The organism is Achromobacter sp. NPDC058515 (genome assembly GCF_042721735.1).
In the GTDB taxonomy this organism is placed as follows: Bacteria; Pseudomonadota; Gammaproteobacteria; order Burkholderiales; family Burkholderiaceae_B; genus Achromobacter.
Window position 1 is genome coordinate 39300 of the sequence record NZ_JBHXNI010000002.1, and the last position, 15596, is coordinate 54895.

Below are 15596 nucleotides of genomic sequence, written 5' to 3' on the forward strand. Positions count from 1 at the left end.
CCATGCTGGCGCGGCCGCACACTGCGCGCCGCGTCGGGACCGGCACTTGCTGATCGGACTGACGGCCACCGCCTGGCCGTCTCAGGCGACTTCAGGTGACGAAAATGAATCCTACCTCTCCCATTGAACCGGCATCCCCCGCAGCACCCTCCAAGCCTGCGACCGCGCCCGCCGGAAAGCCGGCGCCGGAAAGCGGGCAGGCGCCCGTCAAGCCGGACGACGCCAGCGAGAACGCGCAAGGCAACGAAATCCGCGAAGAGGATCTCGAACCGTCGGATGCGACAGCCTCTGACCCGTCGCCCGGCGACGCGAAGCGGGGTTCCTGAGCCATCAAGGAGATCAGCCATGATCGAAAAGACTGCAACGATAGGATGGGCCGTTCTGCTGGGCGTAATGTCCCATGTGCCTCTGGCCTGGGCCCAGGGCGCGCCGCAGTCGGTGACGGAAGTTCGCGTCGATGTCGCGAAAGTCGAAGCCGGATATCGCGCCTCGAAGATAAACGGCGCCACCGTCTACAACGGCAAGAAGGAAAAGATCGGCACCGTGGACGACCTGATCCTGGGTCCGCCGGACTGGACCCCGTATGCGGTGCTGTCGGTGGGCGGCCTGCTGGGCGTCGGGAACCACCTGGTAACGGTGCCCTTGGCGAACATGCGGGTGGAAGGCGACCAGTTCCAGCTGCCGAACGCGTCCAAGGACTCACTGAAGGCGCTGCCGGAGTTCAAGTATGCGAAGTGAACGCCACCGGGATTCGCTTGCGCGGCAGCTTAGGGAAATCGACGCCAACCGCCCGGACTTTCCTGGCGAGCACCTGATCGTGTTTGGCGTGGGGGCGCTGCTCATGGTGGCCGGCATGCGCAGCCGGACCGTGCTGCGCCGCACCCTGCTGACGGCCGTGGGCACTGCCCTGGTCGGCCGCGCGGCAAGCGGCACGGGCGGCGTTGCGAGAGTGGCGCGCGTGGTGAAAAGGCTGGGCTGACCGGACTGGCCCCGGGGTCGCCATGCCGGACCGCGGCGCGGCGGGAATGCCATTTGCTGGTCGGAATCCTCTCAAGGAGGCGGTCATGGCATCTAGAACCATATGGAAAGGGGCAATTTCCTTCGGCCTGGTCCACATCCCGGTCGGACTGCACACCGCCACGACGGAGTCCGGGGTCGACTTCGACTGGCTGGACAAGCGCTCGATGGATCCGGTCGGCTACAAGCGCATCAACAAGCGCACCGGCAAGGAGATCGACAAGGACAACATCGTCAAGGGCGTGGAGTACGAGGACGGCCAATACGTCATCATTTCCCCCGAAGAGATTGCCGACGCATACCCACGGACGACACAGACCATCGAGATCCAGCAATTCGTGGACGCGGCCGGCGTGTCGTTTGTCTACCTGGAGCGGCCTTATTACGTGGCGCCCATCAACAAAGGCCATAAGGTGTACGCCTTGCTGCGCGACACGCTGGCCAAGACCGGGAAAATCGGCATTGCCAAGGTGGTGATCCAGACCAAGCAGCACCTGGCGGCGCTCATTCCGTCGGGCGACGCGCTGGTGCTCAACCTGATGCGCTGGGGCGACGAGGTCAGGTCGCAGGAAGGCCTGGACCTGCCGAAGGCCGGCGCCAAGGGCATGAGCCCTAGCGCCAGCGAATTGAAGATGGCCAAGATGCTCGTGGACGATATGACGGGCGAGTGGGATCCGGAGCAGTTCAAGGACGAATTCAAGGCCGCCGTGATGGAACTGGTCGAGAAGAAGGCGCGCGCCGGCAAGACCGAGACCGTCATCGAGCCCCAGGAGGAATCGCCCGCCTACGCTGACAACGTCATCGACCTTACCGAATTGCTGCAGCGCAGCCTGAAGGGGGGCAGGGCGGCCGGCAAGGCCGCTCCCGCAGCCGCCAGATCCAGCGCCGGCAATGCGAAAAAGCCCGCGCCCCGCAAGGCGGCCGCCAAGAAGCCGCCGGCCAAGGCCGCCAAGACCGCAGGCAAGGCGCGGAAGGCGGCGTGACGATGGCGGACTCCCTAAAGAAGTACCGCGAGAAGCGCAATTTCGAGGTGACCTCGGAGCCCGCGGGCGGCGGCGAGGCGAACGAGGGCGCGCGCGCCTTCGTCATCCAGAAGCACTGGGCAAGCCGGCTGCACTACGACTTCCGGCTGGAATTGGACGGCGCCATGAAAAGCTGGGCCGTGCCCAAGGGGCCCAGCTACGACCCGGCCGTCAAGCGCATGGCCGTGCAGGTCGAGGATCACCCCATCGCCTACAACCAGTTTGAAGGCGAGATTCCGAAGGGCCAATACGGCGCCGGCAAGGTCATCATCTGGGACGAGGGCAACTGGGCGCCCGTCGGCGACCCCCGCAAGGGCTATCGGGAAGGGCACATGAAGTTCGACCTGCAAGGCGTCAAGATGCAGGGCCGATGGGCGCTGGTGCGCCTGAAAGGAAAAGAGGCCGAGAAGCAGCCGCCCTGGCTCCTGATCAAGGACAGGGACGACTTCGCCCGCCCCGAGCGCGAGTTCAGCGTGGTCGACGAGATGCCCGACAGCGTTGTGCCGCTGCGCGCCTCCGGGGCGGGCCGGCGCAAGGTCAAGGCCCGGTCCAGCCAGGCGCCAGAGGGCGTCGCCGCGCTGCCCGGCGAGGCGGCCGAACTGCCCAGGCTCCTGAAGCCGCAGCTCGCCACCTTGGTGGATGGCGTGCCGCGCCACGCCGAGGACTGGCTGTACGAGATGAAGTTCGACGGCTACCGGCTGCTGACCCGGATCGACGGCGCCGACGTGCGCCTCTACACCCGCAATGGCCATGACTGGAGCGCAAGGCTGCCGCATCTGGTCGAGGCGTTCCGCGGCTTGCCCGCGAAGTCCGCCTGGGTCGACGGTGAAATCGTCATTCTCGGCCAGAACGGCGTACCCAGCTTTCAGGCGCTTCAGAATGCCTTCGACGGCGAGCGCACCCAGGACATCGTTTTCTACGCCTTCGATCTGCCCTTCATCGGCGGGCGGGACCTGCGGCGGGAGCCCTTGCGCGTGCGCCGGGCGCTGCTGGCGCAATTGATGGAGACCGCCGAAGACGATGAGCGCCTGCGCTTTAGCGAGGCATTCGACGCGGCGCCCGCCGACCTGGTGGCCTCCGCCTGCAAGATGGGGCTGGAGGGCATCATGGCCAAGCGCCAGTCGGCGCCTTACGTGTCGCGCCGCACGGACAGCTGGGTGAAGGTCAAGTGCGCCAAGCGCCAGGAGTTCGCCATCGTCGGCTACACCGCGCCCAAGGGCGAGCGCGTGGGGCTGGGCGCGCTGCTGCTGGCCGTGCATGAGGCCGATGGAAAACTGCGCTATGCCGGCAAGGTCGGCACCGGCTTCGACGACCAGGGACTGGCCGGGCTGCAGAAGCGGCTGGCGCGCATGCAGACGGACGAAAAGCCCGTGGCGGGCGGCATAGCGGGCAAGGATGTGCATTGGGTCAGGCCCGAGCTGATCGCCGAAGTCTCGTTCGGCGACTGGACAAGCTCGGGCCACATCCGCCATTCGGTGTTTCGCGGGCTGCGCCAGGACAAGCCGTTGCGGGCGATCTCTCGCGAGAAGGCGGTGCCCGTCGAGGAGGTCGAGGACAAGCCCGATCCCGCTCCGCCCGCTGCTCAGCCCGCCCGCGCCTCGCGCGCCGCGGCGCCGGCGCGCACGAAGGCCGGCAAGCTTACCAATCCCGATCGCGTCATCGATCCCTCCACGAATCTCACCAAGCTGGACCTGGCGCGATATTACGGACTGATCGCGCCCCTGCTGGTGGAGCATCTCACGGGCCGCCCGGTATCGTTCCTGCGCGCGCCTGCCGGCGTCCAGGGAGAATTCTTCTTTCAGAAGCACCTGGATGCCGCCATGCCGGGCGTCAAGGCCTTGCCCGCCAAGCTCGATCCCGACCATCCGCCGCTGCTTGAAGTGCCCACGCAGGAAGCCATCATGTCCGCCGTCCAGATGAACGTCGTGGAGTTTCACACCTGGAACGCCGTGAAGACCTCGATCGGCAAGCCGGACCGCATGCTGTTTGACCTGGACCCGGGGGAGGGCGTGCAATGGGCTGCGATGCAGCGCGCCGCGCATCTGCTGCACGTGCTGTTGCAAGAGATCGGCCTGCAGGCCTGGCTGAAGACCAGCGGAGGCAAGGGCCTGCACGTCGTGGTGCCGCTGCGCAAGCAACACGATTGGGATACCGTCAAAGGCTTCTCGCAGGCGCTCGTGCAACACCTGGCCAAGACGCTGCCGCAGCTGTTCGTCGCCAAGAGCGGCCCGAAGAACCGCGTCGGCAAGATCTTTGCCGATTATCTGCGCAATGGCTTTGGCGCCACCACCGTGGCGGCCTGGTCGGCGCGCGCCCGGCCGGGCCTGGGCGTTTCGGTTCCCGTGGCTTGGGATGAACTGGAGAAACTCACCAGCGGAGCCCACTGGACGATCAGCAATATCCACTCGCGGCTGGACGCCGGCAACGAACCGTGGTCAGGCTACGCGGCGCAGCCGATAGGCAAGGCGATGGCGGCGATTGGGTTCGAGCCGTGAGCGGCGCGCCCGCCCTTAGTGTCGGGGCGCTACTATCAAGGTACTAGAGACAAGGAGATGCCGCATGCCCGCCTGTCCCACCGGAGCTACCCTCATGGACCGCCCGGACGGCTACGGAATCGTCAGCCGCACCCTGCACTGGCTCATGGCTGCGCTCCTTGCCTGGCAATTCACGAGCGCGGCGGCCCGCCAGTTTCTGCCCGATACCCCGGTGGAAGAATTCTTCTGGTTCTCGCACACCTCCTTGGGGTTCCTGCTGTTCATCCTGGTGCTGGTGCGCGGCGCCTGGGCGCTGGCCAATGCCCGCCGCCGGCCCGACAGCGGCTACATCGCGCGCCTGGGCCACCTCATCCTCTACGCCTTCATGGTCGCCATTCCCACGCTGTCGCTGTTGCGGGCCTATGGCAGGGGGCGCGGCTATTCCCCGTTCGGCATCGAGATTTTCAGCCGCAGGGACAACGAAATCGAAAGCCTGGTCGAGCTAGGCAACACCTGGCACGGCTTATTGGGCTGGACCTTGCTGGCGCTGGCCGCCGGCCATGTGGTCATGGCGTTCGTCCATCGCAAGCCTGACGGGCAGCCCGTGCTGTCATACATGACAAAAGGGAAATGAGCCGGAGGCCCTTCCCGGTCCGCACGGCGAAGAAGGCGCGCGGTGGGAAGGGGGTACTGATGCGACGCACCAAGGATTCCACCCCCTTGATGCGACAAGTGGAAAATACACTTGTTAATGAGCTTAGTGCAAATGCACCGGTGGCGAGGAGAGACTCATGCAGCGGGAAGAACTCTTGGCATTGATGATTTCTGTTCCGGCTCCGGTGCCCAGGCTGGACGACTGGGACAGGGTTCTGTCGATCTTTGCCGGCTATCTGGAAGGCGTCGCCCCGAAACTGTCCCAAAAGGAACTGGGCGATTTCATCGGCGCGGGCGCCATGTTCTATCGGACGCTCCGCCAGGCGGACGCCTACCGGAAAGAGGCGGTCTGGGAACGGCAGAAGACGGACGGGCAGGCCAAAAGCGTGCCGGCCGTCCGTGACTAGAGCGCGGCGGGAAGGCGGCGCCAGCCGGCAGGGCTGGCGGACGCGTCCTCCGCGGAAAAATCCGCGGCACTGATCAATACGCCGCCGTCCAGGGTGGACGCGTTCTTGCGCGCCGCCAGGCGATGGATCGCGCTCGAATGCTGCCGATAGCAAGCCAGCAGGCCAGCGCTGCCCGCGCGCGCGCCGAAGTGCTCGACGAGCGCCTTGGCGGTAATCACGGCGGCGCACTCCTTGCCGGCCAGGTTCAGCTTGAAACGCACGCCCGTGGCCTCGGCGGTGGCGTCGGCATGGCCGGGCGAGTGCTCCGGCAGGGCGCCGGGCGTGGCGTCCGGGGCGCGCGGCTGGGCGCGACCGAATGGAGAAGAAGTGGGGGAAGGGGCGGGCGAGGATCCCGGGGAAGATCCGGGAACGGCGGGGGGCTGGAGCGTCGTCATGGCGGGCATTCCCTGTGCAGGAGGTTCTTGGGGGGCGCTGCTTGGGGGAGCGCGCGAGCAATTGCCGTGCCCGGCCACCCATTGCACGGCGAAAACGAACGCAAGACGCCTTTCAGGCCCTGCGATGGGCATCGGAAAAAACTACCGCTGCGTGTGGAAATGGCGCGTCTGCGCGCCCGCCCGAGGATCTGGCGCCGAAGGCAAGTCCGGCGCCCCGTCACGCGTACAAGCGGTAGGCCAGTCCCAAGGTCAACAGCACCGCGGTGCCCAGTCCCCAGAAGGCCAGCGACAGCCATGCGCCGAGCGGGACGCGGCCTGCTGGGGGGGCGAGGGCGGGCATCCCTCGCGCCGGGGGCGCGTCCGGGATGTCTTCATTGGCGGCCAGAGGGCAGGGATGCAGGCCCAGGCAGGAGGGCTGGCCCGAGGGGAGCTGCGGCTCCCCGAGGGAAACAAAGGTGTTTCCGATCTGTGTCGATGTTAAGGCGGGTTCGGGCGAGCTCATGGTGAGTCTCCGCTAGGGAAGATTGCATGACCAGCATCGGGCTCCCACCAGCAAGCGGCATGCCCATGGCGGCCGCCATGCACCCTGCGCGGGCAGGCCTGCCCGGGCGTGACGCCGCGCCCGGGGTCGCAACGGATCAGCGCGGATAGCCCCGCCGTCCCGCAATATGCCGCCCCAGCAGCCAGGTCAGCGCAGCCGCGCCCGCAAGCACGATCAGGCCGTGCCGGTATCTCTTGCCGAATCTGATCATGGCTGCCCCTCTGGTTCGCCGTGGATCCCCCGGGGCTGCGCGCCTACCGTGGCCGGCCGTCCGACGCGTCCCACTTCCCGTAGACACGCCAAACACTTACGATACCAGGACGCGCGCAGCAGTTTCCACCGCGCTTGCCCGAATCGACTGGAACGTGACGGCCGCATTTCTACCACGGAGCACCCATGAACGATTACCCAGATACTCTCCTACTGATAGACAACGAATGGCGCGAAGCCCGAGGCGGCGCGCGTATTGATGTCGTGAACCCCGCCACCGGCCAGAAGATCGGCCAGGTGGCCAGCGCCAGCCGGGAAGATCTCGACCTGGCGCTGGCGGCGACGCAGCGCGGGTTCGAGACGTGGAGAGACACCTCTGCCCATGAACGTTGCGCCATCATGCGCAAGGCGGCCGCGCTGCTGCGCGAGCGCGCGGACTCGGTCGCCCGGCTGCTGACCCAGGAACAGGGCAAGCCGCTGGCCGAAGCGCGCGGCGAAGTGCTCGCCGGCGCCGAGATCATCGATTGGTTCGCCAACGAGGCGCTGCGCGTCTACGGCCGCATCGTGCCGTCGCGCAACCCGGCTGCGCAGCAACTGGTCATCAAGGAGCCTGTCGGCCCCGTCGCGGCGTTCACGCCTTGGAACTTCCCGGTCAACCAGATCGTGCGCAAGCTTGGCGCCGCGTTGGCCACGGGCTGCTCATTCCTGGTGAAGGCACCGGAAGAAACGCCGGCTTCCCCGGCTGCGCTGCTCAACTGCTTTGTCGACGCCGGCATCCCCAAGGGCGTGCTTGGACTGGTTTTCGGTTCGCCGGCCGAGATTTCCGGCTACCTGATTCCGCACCCGGTGATCCGCAAGGTCACATTCACGGGCTCCACGCCCGTCGGCAAGGAACTGGCGGCGCTGGCGGGCCGGCACATGAAGCGCGTCACGATGGAACTGGGCGGTCACGCCCCGGTGATCGTTGCCGAGGACGCCGATGTGGAACTGGCCGTGAAATGCTCCGGCGGCGCGAAGTTCCGCAACGCAGGCCAGGTCTGCATCTCGCCGACCCGCTTTCTGGTCCACAAGAACGTCAAGGCGGCGTTCGAGCAGGCCTTTGTTGCCCACGCTGAAAAGCTCAAGCTGGGCGACGGGCTGACCGAAGGCACGACGCTCGGCCCGCTGGCCAATGATCGCCGCCTGACGGCCATGGACAAGATTGTCCGGAATGCGCGCGAGAAGGGCGCTCGCGTTGCCATCGGCGGCGAGCGGATCGGCGGCGCGGGCAATTTCTTCGCGCCCACGATTCTCACCGATGTGCCGCTTGAGGCCGACATTTTCAACGAGGAACCGTTCGGGCCGATCGCCGCGATCCGCAGCTTTGAAACCCTGGACGAGGCCATACGCGAAGCCAACCGCCTGCCTTTCGGGCTGGCCGCCTATGGCTTTACGCGGTCTATCAAAACGGTGCACGAACTGTCGCGCCGCCTTGAGGTCGGCATGTTGTGGGTCAACCAGCCCGCGACGCCATCGGCCGAGCTTCCGTTCGGCGGGGTCAAGGATTCAGGCTATGGGTCCGAGGGCGGGCCGGAAGCGCTGGAGGCCTACCTTGTAACGAAGGCGGTGTCCGTCGTCGGCGTTTAGTCTTGCCGATGCTCCATTGGATCCGCTTTGGGCAGGGATCCAATGGAGCGGGACTTGCAACTCAAGCTGTCTGCGATCGTCACGGGCTGGGCCGCCATGCGGCTGGGCATGCGCTATATGGGGTTGGGCTTTGTCCCCGCGCCGGCTGCCCGCCTGTTTTTGCCTATTTGACAAGGGTGCTTACGCACCGTTGCCGGTATGAGCCGCCAGGCCCAGGTAATGTCTGCATGAAGACGTCGACTCCGGAGATAGAAGCACCAATGCATTCCTCGCCATCATGCAAAAGCACTGCCCAGCATCAATCCCCGCCCAGCCCGCCGATGACCTGGCTGCAAGAGCGCAAGCAGTTCGTCAAGGCGCTTTTGTCCAACCCCGCGGCCATAGGCGCGGTGGCGCCATCCGGGGCGGCGCTGGCGGAAGCGATCACAGCGTCCATCCACCCCAAAGCGGGAAAAGTCCTGGAGCTGGGCTGCGGAACGGGCGTCTTCACGCGCGAGATGCTGCGCAGGGGAGTCGATCCGTCCAGCCTTGTGCTGGTCGAGCAGGATTCAGGGATGAGCTCCAGCTTGCGCACGCAATTTCCTGGCGCCGCGGTGCTTCAGGTTTCCGCGCAAGATCTGTCCCGGGACAGCCATCCTGAACTCAATGGGATAGGCGCGGCTATCTGTGGCCTCCCGTTGCGGAACATGAGCGGGACGCTCCACCATAAGCTGCTGACCGCCGTGTTCGAGGCAATGCGTCCGGGCGGAGCCATGCACTTTTTCACTTATGGCGTGCGTTGCCCGATCTCCACCGGCGTACTCGAAGCTTGTGGGCTGTCCGCCCGCCGGGAGCGTTTCGTCCCGCTCAATTTGCCCCCCGCCTCGGTGTACAGCGTGAGCCGGCGGCCCTGAGGTACGCCTGTTCGCAGCCCCAGCGGAAACTACTTCTTCTGCGCTTCGGAGTAGATATTCTTGTTCGCTTGGACTTTCCGCCATGCGGATTCGGCCATTAATTTGGACAGCCACTGGTCGCGCATCTTCAGCATGTCTTCCGTCAGCGGCGATCCCAGGCCTTGAACAAGATTTCCTTCGATGGCGCCCGACATGGAATCCACGAACGCCGCCTGAAGTTCCGGCCTGTCGTGCAAGACGGCGCTGATCCCGACCACGACGGTCCTGAGTGCTTCGATCTCGATATGCGTCTTCATTAGCGTGTCGGCCAGCTTCTCGACCGTCTGCGCCAAGGTCAGGATCAGGTTGTGCTCATTGCTATCCAACGGTGTTGCTCCCATTCATATTGGCCGATAAAAATACGCAGTTCGTTATGGAAAGAAGGTTTGTCGTATTTTTCAAAATATTGACGATTAAAATTGAAAATACGGCAATGTCAGAAGCCGATATCAACTTCCGCTTATTTTTCATGCCGCAGCTTCCATTTTTATCCGGACGAGTATGCGATGCCGGCCTTCCCGGAAACTAAATCCGGATTCAGTGATTAATTATTGACAGCGTGGCCGCGGGCGAGAACGCGCTGTCGCCCGGCGCAGTAGTTTGAGATACCTTCTTCAGGCAGTCCACCAGCAGGCTGAGCGACGGTTCCCGTTTGCGGTGCGCAGCAAAGAAGCAGCCGACCTGCCCATATGCAAGGTGTTCTCCGACGTCAACTTCCTTGATCATTCCGCTGCGCACAAAAGGGTCCGCCACGGCGGATGGCAGCAAGGAAAGGGTCTGGTTGTCCTGCATTAATGCGAGGTTTGTAAGGATCGAGGCGGACTCGGTGAAGTCAGCAGGCGGTGCCATGCCCGCCTTCGCAAAGATGTTCTCGGCGGAGTTGCGCAAGACGGATTCCCGGGGGGGCAAGATCCACGGGTAGGCATGCATGAGATTCCACGGGCTGGTGGGCAAGGAGTGCAGCGGGTGATACCTGCCCGCCACCACGCAGAGCCTTTCGTGATAGAGCGGCACGACGGCAAGGTCGCCAACATTGGCGCGCCACCCCCAATCGTCGGGGATGCGGCCGACAACCAGATCGAGTTCGCCAACCTGCAATACGGACAGCAATTGATTCATCTGGCCGACGCGCAGCGATACGAGCAGGCTGGGTGCACGTTGCTTGACCAGGTGCAGGGCCTGTGGAATGGCCGACATGGACGCCGAAGTCAGTGACCCCACCAGGACATAGCCTGAGGTGCCCCGGCGATAGGCTTCGACGTCGTCGTTCAGTGCGCGCAGGTCCGCCAGCATCGAACGCGCCCGGCGGGAGATGAGCTCGCCCAGTTCGGTCGCGGTGACGCCGCGGTTTCCGCGCACCAGCAGCGGGGCTTGAAAAAAATACTCAAGCTCTTGGACGATCTTGGTGAGCGAGGGTTGGGTGATATTCAATGCCCCAGCAGCCTTCACTAGCGATCCACTCGCGACAATCTGATCGAAAACGACCAATTGATAGAATTTGACCTTCCGGGCGAGGGAAACCGTAGAGTGTTTCATGACGTTGAAGTCCAGAAAATCGAATGCAAAAAATAGCGCTCTACTGATCGCCTTTGGAAAATTCGTTGCCGGGCTGGTTCCTTCGCGCGACTTGCTGCGACAAAGCAAGCGCCGTCAGTAAGGATTCGCTGTAGGGCTGGTTGCATGGAATCCTCATTAATCATATCGGTTGTTCCAGCACAGAGCCTTCGCCAGCGCGATTTTTATCACTCCTTTGTCAGTCGTTTCGCGGTTTATCAAAAATGGCTGCGCAAGCGGGGTTATTGTCTCGCGCCCTTGAAGGGCAGGAGTTTGCCTTCCAGTCGGCCAACTTGTCGGGCGGAATTTTCTGACGGCGCCGGGCCTGCCTAGCCGTAGTTGTTCGAAATTCGTATCAGCGCACCCTCTGACCATGAAGATGTCCGACTATTTCCAATTCCTGCCAATTTCGATTGTATTGTCTATCCAGAAAATTCTAGGTTTTACTGCACGCTGCCACTAATTGATAAAATGCATATCTCTATTCCCATTTGGAATATTTGGATGAGACGCGGCAACAGGCTGAAGCAGGAAAATAGGAGAGTGGCAAAGGCGGGGTAGAGTGGAGCGGTGCGGCAACACCGCCAGGACGCGAGCGGATATGCTTGATTATTATTGGTGCAGCGCATATCCGCTTGGATTTTCAGGGTTTATATTGTCTCTTGCCCGTCGCCCAGCACTACGCGATTGCGCCCGGACGCTTTTGCGATATACAGCAATTGATCCGATCTGCCAAAAATAACACCGATATTGCATTCTTCATTGCGACGCGAGACCGCGACGCCAAAGCTCGCCGTGACATGAAACGAGCTGCCGGATTCCGACATGATTTCTTTATTCTGAATATTGAGCCGCAACCTGTGGGCTATCGCGTGCGCCTCTGCGGCACTGTTCACAAAACACACAACCGAGAATTCTTCCCCGCCGACTCGGGCGATGATGTCCGTCTTGCGGCAATTCCCCTGGCATATCTGGGCTATCGTGGCCAATGCGGCATCGCCAGTCACATGGCCGAAGCTGTCGTTGACCCCCTTGAAATGGTCGATGTCAAACAGAATGACGGCTAGCAGTTCCTCGGGATTGCTCCATTCGTCGAGCGCCTTGGCTACGCGCTTTTCGAATGCCCGCCGGTTCAGCAGACCCGTGAGGTGATCAGTTTCCGCCATTTCCTGAAGCGCTTCTATCAGTTCGTTCCGCTGGCTTTCAAGGTTGCGCTTGAGATCTATGTGTTCCTTTAGCGAGGACAAGGTTTCGAAGAACTCCCGAGCCACGCCGCGATATCTCTTGGCCGGCGGGAGCTGGATGGCCGGGTCTTCCGAAATGAAGCTGCGGATGATTCTATTGGCTATCCCGAAGGGGTGGAGAATCCGCTTCCAGAAGCCCACCAGTCCCCAGACCAGAGTCACCGAAAGCGTAAGGACCGCCAGCCCCACGAAGACAAACTGAAACTTCAGCACGGCCTCCCGCTGCCGGGTCTTTACTGAAAAACTCCTGAGCAGGTCGTCCCGAAGATCGGTGATGGTCAAGGCCAAGGGCCTGTATTGCCTGTTCAGCTCAATAATGCTGATATCTGCATGGGCGGATTGTGTCAGCTTCGCCTGCAAGTCCCTTATGTAGTGCAGCCTCTCGCTAAAGAATTTCGATTTGATAGACGCGGAATTCTGCAGGCCTGCGCGGCGCATTATTGCCTTATCGATCAATCCATGGAGTTCCTCGATGCGCGCGATAGTACGCTCGGCTCGCAGTTGTTCGACGGCGGATAATTGCCGGCGTTCCGCCAGCGCAGGCACAAAGCTTGTCCGGAGCTGTTCCAAGCGCTCGCACAGCTCGCTTATGAAGGTTAGAAGCGCCAATTCCTCCCCTAGGCCAGCCTCTGCTTTCCACGCGGCGCTGAGTTGATCAGCGAGGATCGCCTGTGTTTGCGGAACAAGCCGCGCCATTCCCTTGAGGATCGAATTAAACTGCCGCCCTGGGGGATGGCTGTCGGGGTTTTTGAGGTAATGATCGGCCAGCTCTCGAATAACGGACAGGTCGGCCGTTATCTCTGCAACCCATCCCGCTTCAGGTTTGCACGGCGCGCATTCCGATGACGTCAGGAGCCTATTGAAATCCGCAATGGCCGAGTCGGTGGCTGCGCGGGCCGAAATCTGGCCGGCCAAGTCATGCCCGTTTTTGTCCAGCGCCTCCGAGGTCGACGCGCTCTCGCGCACGAGTGCGTCCATGGTCTTGAATCCGGCGCCTGCGACGCGCAAGGTGCGACGGGTCTGCTCGTTATTGGCATATGAATGCCAGATTGTGCCTATGCCAAAATATAAAATGGTGAAGAGCGATGCCAGTAAAAATGAGGCAAAGGTAATGTAATTCAAGGCCAACGATTTTCGGGCAAAGGCGCGATCCGGTCTTGTAATGGCCCCGCTGTTGCCGCGTAGGCCTGAAGCTTTTTCGCTAGAGCATTGTTTATGTGTTTCGTTTGCCGAGCTCATTGTCAAGCAGCGGCCGGAAGTGCGGAGCTCGATATGCTGTTCTTTTCCAGATTGCGAGTATGGGCGCTCATGGAAGTGCTGCTTCTCATTGTCTACCAGTCTCGAAAGGAGGGCCGCTATATCTCACGAAATGCTCGAAAATAACGCGAAGCCCGTCTTGTTTTCGTATGTTAATAATCAAGAAGCGGCATGGATAATTCATAAACAGAATGGCGCTATTGCTCCCGAGAATATCGTCTAGCAGGCGGGGATGGTCGAGGAAAGCTTGTTCAAGGAATAATCCGGCACGCAAAGGAAAGCGCAGCTCGACGTATCAAGCTGCAATCCATTGCGAGGCGAGGCGAGGCGAGGCGAGGCGAGGCGAGGCGGTGTCAGCGCTTAGGCGCCAGGAACCTTGTTTCAGGAGCGCTTCATTGCGGATTCTGTGTAGGCGATGCTAGAAGGATTCCCAGTCCTCGTTGCCCGACGAAGGGGTAGCCGCTGCCAGCCGTGCCGTGTGCCCTGGCGCAATAGCGCTTCTTGTAGTCCTGCCGCCATTTGTCGTCTGGGCTCGATTGACCGCGAGGCTGGCTCTGAGTGATCCGGTTTCCTGGGGAGTAGCGGGCTGCACCACTCTCAGATCGTTCGTCGCGACCTCAATAATTTCGCCGGAGTGCGTTTTGAATACGTCCATTGCGCCGGCCAGGGTTATGGCTTGTTTTTCCAACGATCCCGCCGCCGCCGCTGCCTGTTCGACCAGCGCAGCATTCTTTTGGGTCATCTGATCCATCTGCGCGACTGCGCGGTTGACTTGGTCAATGCCCACGGATTGCTCCTGCGAAGCCGCGGAGATTTCACCCATGATGTCCGTCACTCGCGAGACAGACGCGACGAGCTCATTCATGGTGGCGCCCGCGAGTTCAACCTGCCGGGAGCCTCCGTCCACCGCGCTCACGGACTCCAGAATCAGCGTCTTGATCTCCTTGGCCGCCTGTGCGCTTCTCTGCGCAAGGTTGCGGACTTCGCCTGCCACGACGGCAAAGCCCTTTCCTTGGTCTCCCGCGCGCGCGGCCTCCACCGCGGCGTTCAGGGCCAATATGTTGGTCTGGAATGCGATGCCGTCAATGACGGAGACGATCTCCGCAATCCGATGGGAGCTGGTGGAGATGTCGTGCATCACGCTTACGACTTCCGATACGACCGCGGCGCCGCGTTCCGCGACCATCGCAGCGCTGGACGCCAATTGATTGGCCTGTTTCGCGTTGTCGGCGTTTTGCTTGACGGTCACCGACAGTTGCTCCATTGACGCCGCAGTCTGCTCCAGCGACGCGGCCTGCTGCTCGGTGCGGCCAGACAGATCCATGTTCCCCGCCGCGATCTCGCGCACTCCGGTGTTGATTTCGTCGACGCCGCGCCGCACGGAAGAAACCGTGCGGGTCAGGCCCTCCTGCATTTTCCTGATTGCCGTGAAAAGGTGGCCAATCTCGTTTTCTTTCTTGTTTTCTATCCGTCCCGTGAAATCGCCTTCGGAAAGGCGATCGAAATGCGCGCCGGCCTCCACGAGCGGGCGCAGGACGATGCGGTTCACAAAGATCCAGCCGGCCAGCGCCAGTATCAATCCCACCGCCAGCGTCGCGATCGTGACGATGCGCGCGCTTGCATGCTCATGCGAGGCAACTTCCACCAAGTCTCTCGTGCGCTGGTCGATGATCTCCAGGACTTCAGCGTTATGCGCGCTGAACACCTGTCCTCGCTTGCGCGAAGTTTCGTCCAGCGCAAGGTAGCGATCCGTGTCCTTGCCTTCCAGCGCGTGAATCTGCAGCGCCACTGCGTCTAGATAAGCTTTATATGCCTTTTCCAATTGCGCGACCTGAGGGGCGGGCGCCGACTCGTGCTGCCTTGCATTTCTCAGGAACGCGTTGAAGTTCTTGTCCAATGCGTCGAGCGCGCGTTGGCTGGCCTCGATGCCGGCAACCACCTGGCTTTCCTTTCCTGCCAGCAGGTCGTTGAAGGCGGTAGCCAAATTGACTCTTGCCCGGAGCAGTTGGAGGTAGGCCGAATTCAGCTCGCCGGACTGTCCCGTGTATGCGTCTTTGACCTCGACCAGGTTCTGATTGCTGGTGTCGAGGCTTTTCCATGCCACGGCATTCGAGACGATCATTACGCCGGCCAGCAGGCACAGCAGTAATGCCATGAACGCCCGGACGCTTAGTTTCTTAAACATAATATTTACCTGATAGCCTTGATCTGATGCGACGAATTG

The 15596-nt window shown here is 62.2% G+C and carries 15 protein-coding genes; 9 read left to right on the forward strand and 6 right to left on the reverse strand.

Annotated features, from left to right (window positions below; all coding sequences use genetic code 11):
- The first annotated feature begins 104 nt into the window (after window positions 1–104).
- The 7 genes from ACFWP0_RS03465 (at window position 105) to ACFWP0_RS03495 (ending at window position 5574) form a co-directional block, all read left to right on the forward strand.
- On the forward strand, window positions 105–326 hold the full coding sequence (locus ACFWP0_RS03465; protein WP_377839704.1) for a hypothetical protein: 222 nt from the start codon (window positions 105–107) through the stop codon (window positions 324–326).
- A gap of 19 nt (window positions 327–345) precedes the next feature.
- Window positions 346–738: a PRC-barrel domain-containing protein gene (locus tag ACFWP0_RS03470; RefSeq protein ID WP_377839706.1), complete on the forward strand. Its 393-nt coding sequence runs from the start codon at window positions 346–348 to the stop codon at window positions 736–738.
- Window positions 728–979 carry a hypothetical protein gene (locus tag ACFWP0_RS03475; RefSeq protein ID WP_377839707.1) on the forward strand — a complete coding sequence of 84 codons (252 nt, stop codon included), beginning with the start codon at window positions 728–730 and terminating at the stop codon, window positions 977–979. Before ACFWP0_RS03470 ends, ACFWP0_RS03475 begins: the two co-directional genes overlap by 11 nt.
- Window positions 980–1064: 85 nt before the next feature.
- Window positions 1065–2000: a Ku protein gene (locus ACFWP0_RS03480; RefSeq protein ID WP_377839709.1), complete on the forward strand. Its 936-nt coding sequence runs from the start codon at window positions 1065–1067 to the stop codon at window positions 1998–2000.
- Window positions 2001–2002: 2 nt separating this feature from the next.
- Window positions 2003–4534 carry a DNA ligase D gene (gene ligD / locus ACFWP0_RS03485; protein ID WP_377839710.1) on the forward strand — a complete coding sequence of 844 codons (2532 nt, stop codon included), beginning with the start codon at window positions 2003–2005 and terminating at the stop codon, window positions 4532–4534.
- Between the two features lie 64 nt (window positions 4535–4598).
- Window positions 4599–5147 carry a cytochrome b gene (locus ACFWP0_RS03490; protein WP_377839712.1) on the forward strand — a complete coding sequence of 183 codons (549 nt, stop codon included), beginning with the start codon at window positions 4599–4601 and terminating at the stop codon, window positions 5145–5147.
- 157 nt (window positions 5148–5304) lie between these two features.
- Window positions 5305–5574 (forward strand): DNA-3-methyladenine glycosylase, encoded by a 270-nt coding sequence (locus ACFWP0_RS03495; RefSeq protein WP_377839713.1) that lies wholly within the window; start codon window positions 5305–5307, stop codon window positions 5572–5574.
- Here ACFWP0_RS03495 and ACFWP0_RS03500 read toward each other — a convergent pair.
- Window positions 5571–6008: a DUF1488 family protein gene (locus ACFWP0_RS03500; RefSeq protein WP_377839715.1), complete on the reverse strand. Its 438-nt coding sequence runs from the start codon at window positions 6006–6008 to the stop codon at window positions 5571–5573. The genes ACFWP0_RS03495 and ACFWP0_RS03500 overlap by 4 nt on opposite strands.
- Before the next feature lie 217 nt (window positions 6009–6225).
- A complete protein-coding gene (locus ACFWP0_RS03505) occupies window positions 6226–6348 on the reverse strand; it encodes a hypothetical protein (protein WP_377839716.1) in 123 nt (40 codons plus the stop codon).
- 597 nt (window positions 6349–6945) lie between these two features.
- Between ACFWP0_RS03505 and ACFWP0_RS03510 the strand changes: the two genes are divergently transcribed.
- Together ACFWP0_RS03510 and ACFWP0_RS03515 are read left to right on the forward strand one after the other, a co-directional pair.
- A complete protein-coding gene (locus ACFWP0_RS03510) occupies window positions 6946–8385 on the forward strand; it encodes an NAD-dependent succinate-semialdehyde dehydrogenase (RefSeq protein ID WP_377839718.1) in 1440 nt (479 codons plus the stop codon).
- Between the two features lie 227 nt (window positions 8386–8612).
- Window positions 8613–9278 carry a class I SAM-dependent methyltransferase gene (locus ACFWP0_RS03515; RefSeq protein ID WP_377839719.1) on the forward strand — a complete coding sequence of 222 codons (666 nt, stop codon included), beginning with the start codon at window positions 8613–8615 and terminating at the stop codon, window positions 9276–9278.
- 29 nt (window positions 9279–9307) lie between these two features.
- Here the strand turns inward: ACFWP0_RS03515 and ACFWP0_RS03520 are convergent, their stop codons facing one another.
- From ACFWP0_RS03520 to ACFWP0_RS03535, 4 genes are all read right to left on the reverse strand, one after another.
- A complete protein-coding gene (locus ACFWP0_RS03520) occupies window positions 9308–9658 on the reverse strand; it encodes a hypothetical protein (protein ID WP_377839720.1) in 351 nt (116 codons plus the stop codon).
- 196 nt (window positions 9659–9854) lie between these two features.
- Entirely contained in the window at window positions 9855–10853 is a 999-nt protein-coding gene (locus tag ACFWP0_RS03525) for a LysR substrate-binding domain-containing protein (protein WP_377839722.1), read from the reverse strand.
- Between the two features lie 668 nt (window positions 10854–11521).
- Window positions 11522–13237 (reverse strand): GGDEF domain-containing protein, encoded by a 1716-nt coding sequence (locus ACFWP0_RS03530; protein ID WP_377839723.1) that lies wholly within the window; start codon window positions 13235–13237, stop codon window positions 11522–11524.
- Between the two features lie 553 nt (window positions 13238–13790).
- A complete protein-coding gene (locus tag ACFWP0_RS03535; protein WP_377839724.1) occupies window positions 13791–15557 on the reverse strand; it encodes a methyl-accepting chemotaxis protein in 1767 nt (588 codons plus the stop codon).
- Window positions 15558–15596 lie beyond the last annotated feature (39 nt).

Coding starts and splice junctions, on each gene's coding strand:
- ACFWP0_RS03525 (WP_377839722.1), bottom strand. CDS start 10,853: ATGAAACACTCTACGGTTTCCCTCGCCCGGAAGGTCAAATTCTATCAA.
- ACFWP0_RS03520 (WP_377839720.1), bottom strand. CDS start 9,658: ATGGGAGCAACACCGTTGGATAGCAATGAGCACAACCTGATCCTGACC.
- ACFWP0_RS03515 (WP_377839719.1), top strand. CDS start 8,613: ATGAAGACGTCGACTCCGGAGATAGAAGCACCAATGCATTCCTCGCCA.
- ACFWP0_RS03535 (WP_377839724.1), bottom strand. CDS start 15,557: ATGTTTAAGAAACTAAGCGTCCGGGCGTTCATGGCATTACTGCTGTGC.
- ligD (WP_377839710.1), top strand. CDS start 2,003: ATGGCGGACTCCCTAAAGAAGTACCGCGAGAAGCGCAATTTCGAGGTG.
- ACFWP0_RS03490 (WP_377839712.1), top strand. CDS start 4,599: ATGCCCGCCTGTCCCACCGGAGCTACCCTCATGGACCGCCCGGACGGC.
- ACFWP0_RS03465 (WP_377839704.1), top strand. CDS start 105: ATGAATCCTACCTCTCCCATTGAACCGGCATCCCCCGCAGCACCCTCC.
- ACFWP0_RS03475 (WP_377839707.1), top strand. CDS start 728: ATGCGAAGTGAACGCCACCGGGATTCGCTTGCGCGGCAGCTTAGGGAA.
- ACFWP0_RS03500 (WP_377839715.1), bottom strand. CDS start 6,008: ATGACGACGCTCCAGCCCCCCGCCGTTCCCGGATCTTCCCCGGGATCC.
- ACFWP0_RS03470 (WP_377839706.1), top strand. CDS start 346: ATGATCGAAAAGACTGCAACGATAGGATGGGCCGTTCTGCTGGGCGTA.
- ACFWP0_RS03510 (WP_377839718.1), top strand. CDS start 6,946: ATGAACGATTACCCAGATACTCTCCTACTGATAGACAACGAATGGCGC.
- ACFWP0_RS03505 (WP_377839716.1), bottom strand. CDS start 6,348: ATGCCCGCCCTCGCCCCCCCAGCAGGCCGCGTCCCGCTCGGCGCATGG.
- ACFWP0_RS03480 (WP_377839709.1), top strand. CDS start 1,065: ATGGCATCTAGAACCATATGGAAAGGGGCAATTTCCTTCGGCCTGGTC.
- ACFWP0_RS03495 (WP_377839713.1), top strand. CDS start 5,305: ATGCAGCGGGAAGAACTCTTGGCATTGATGATTTCTGTTCCGGCTCCG.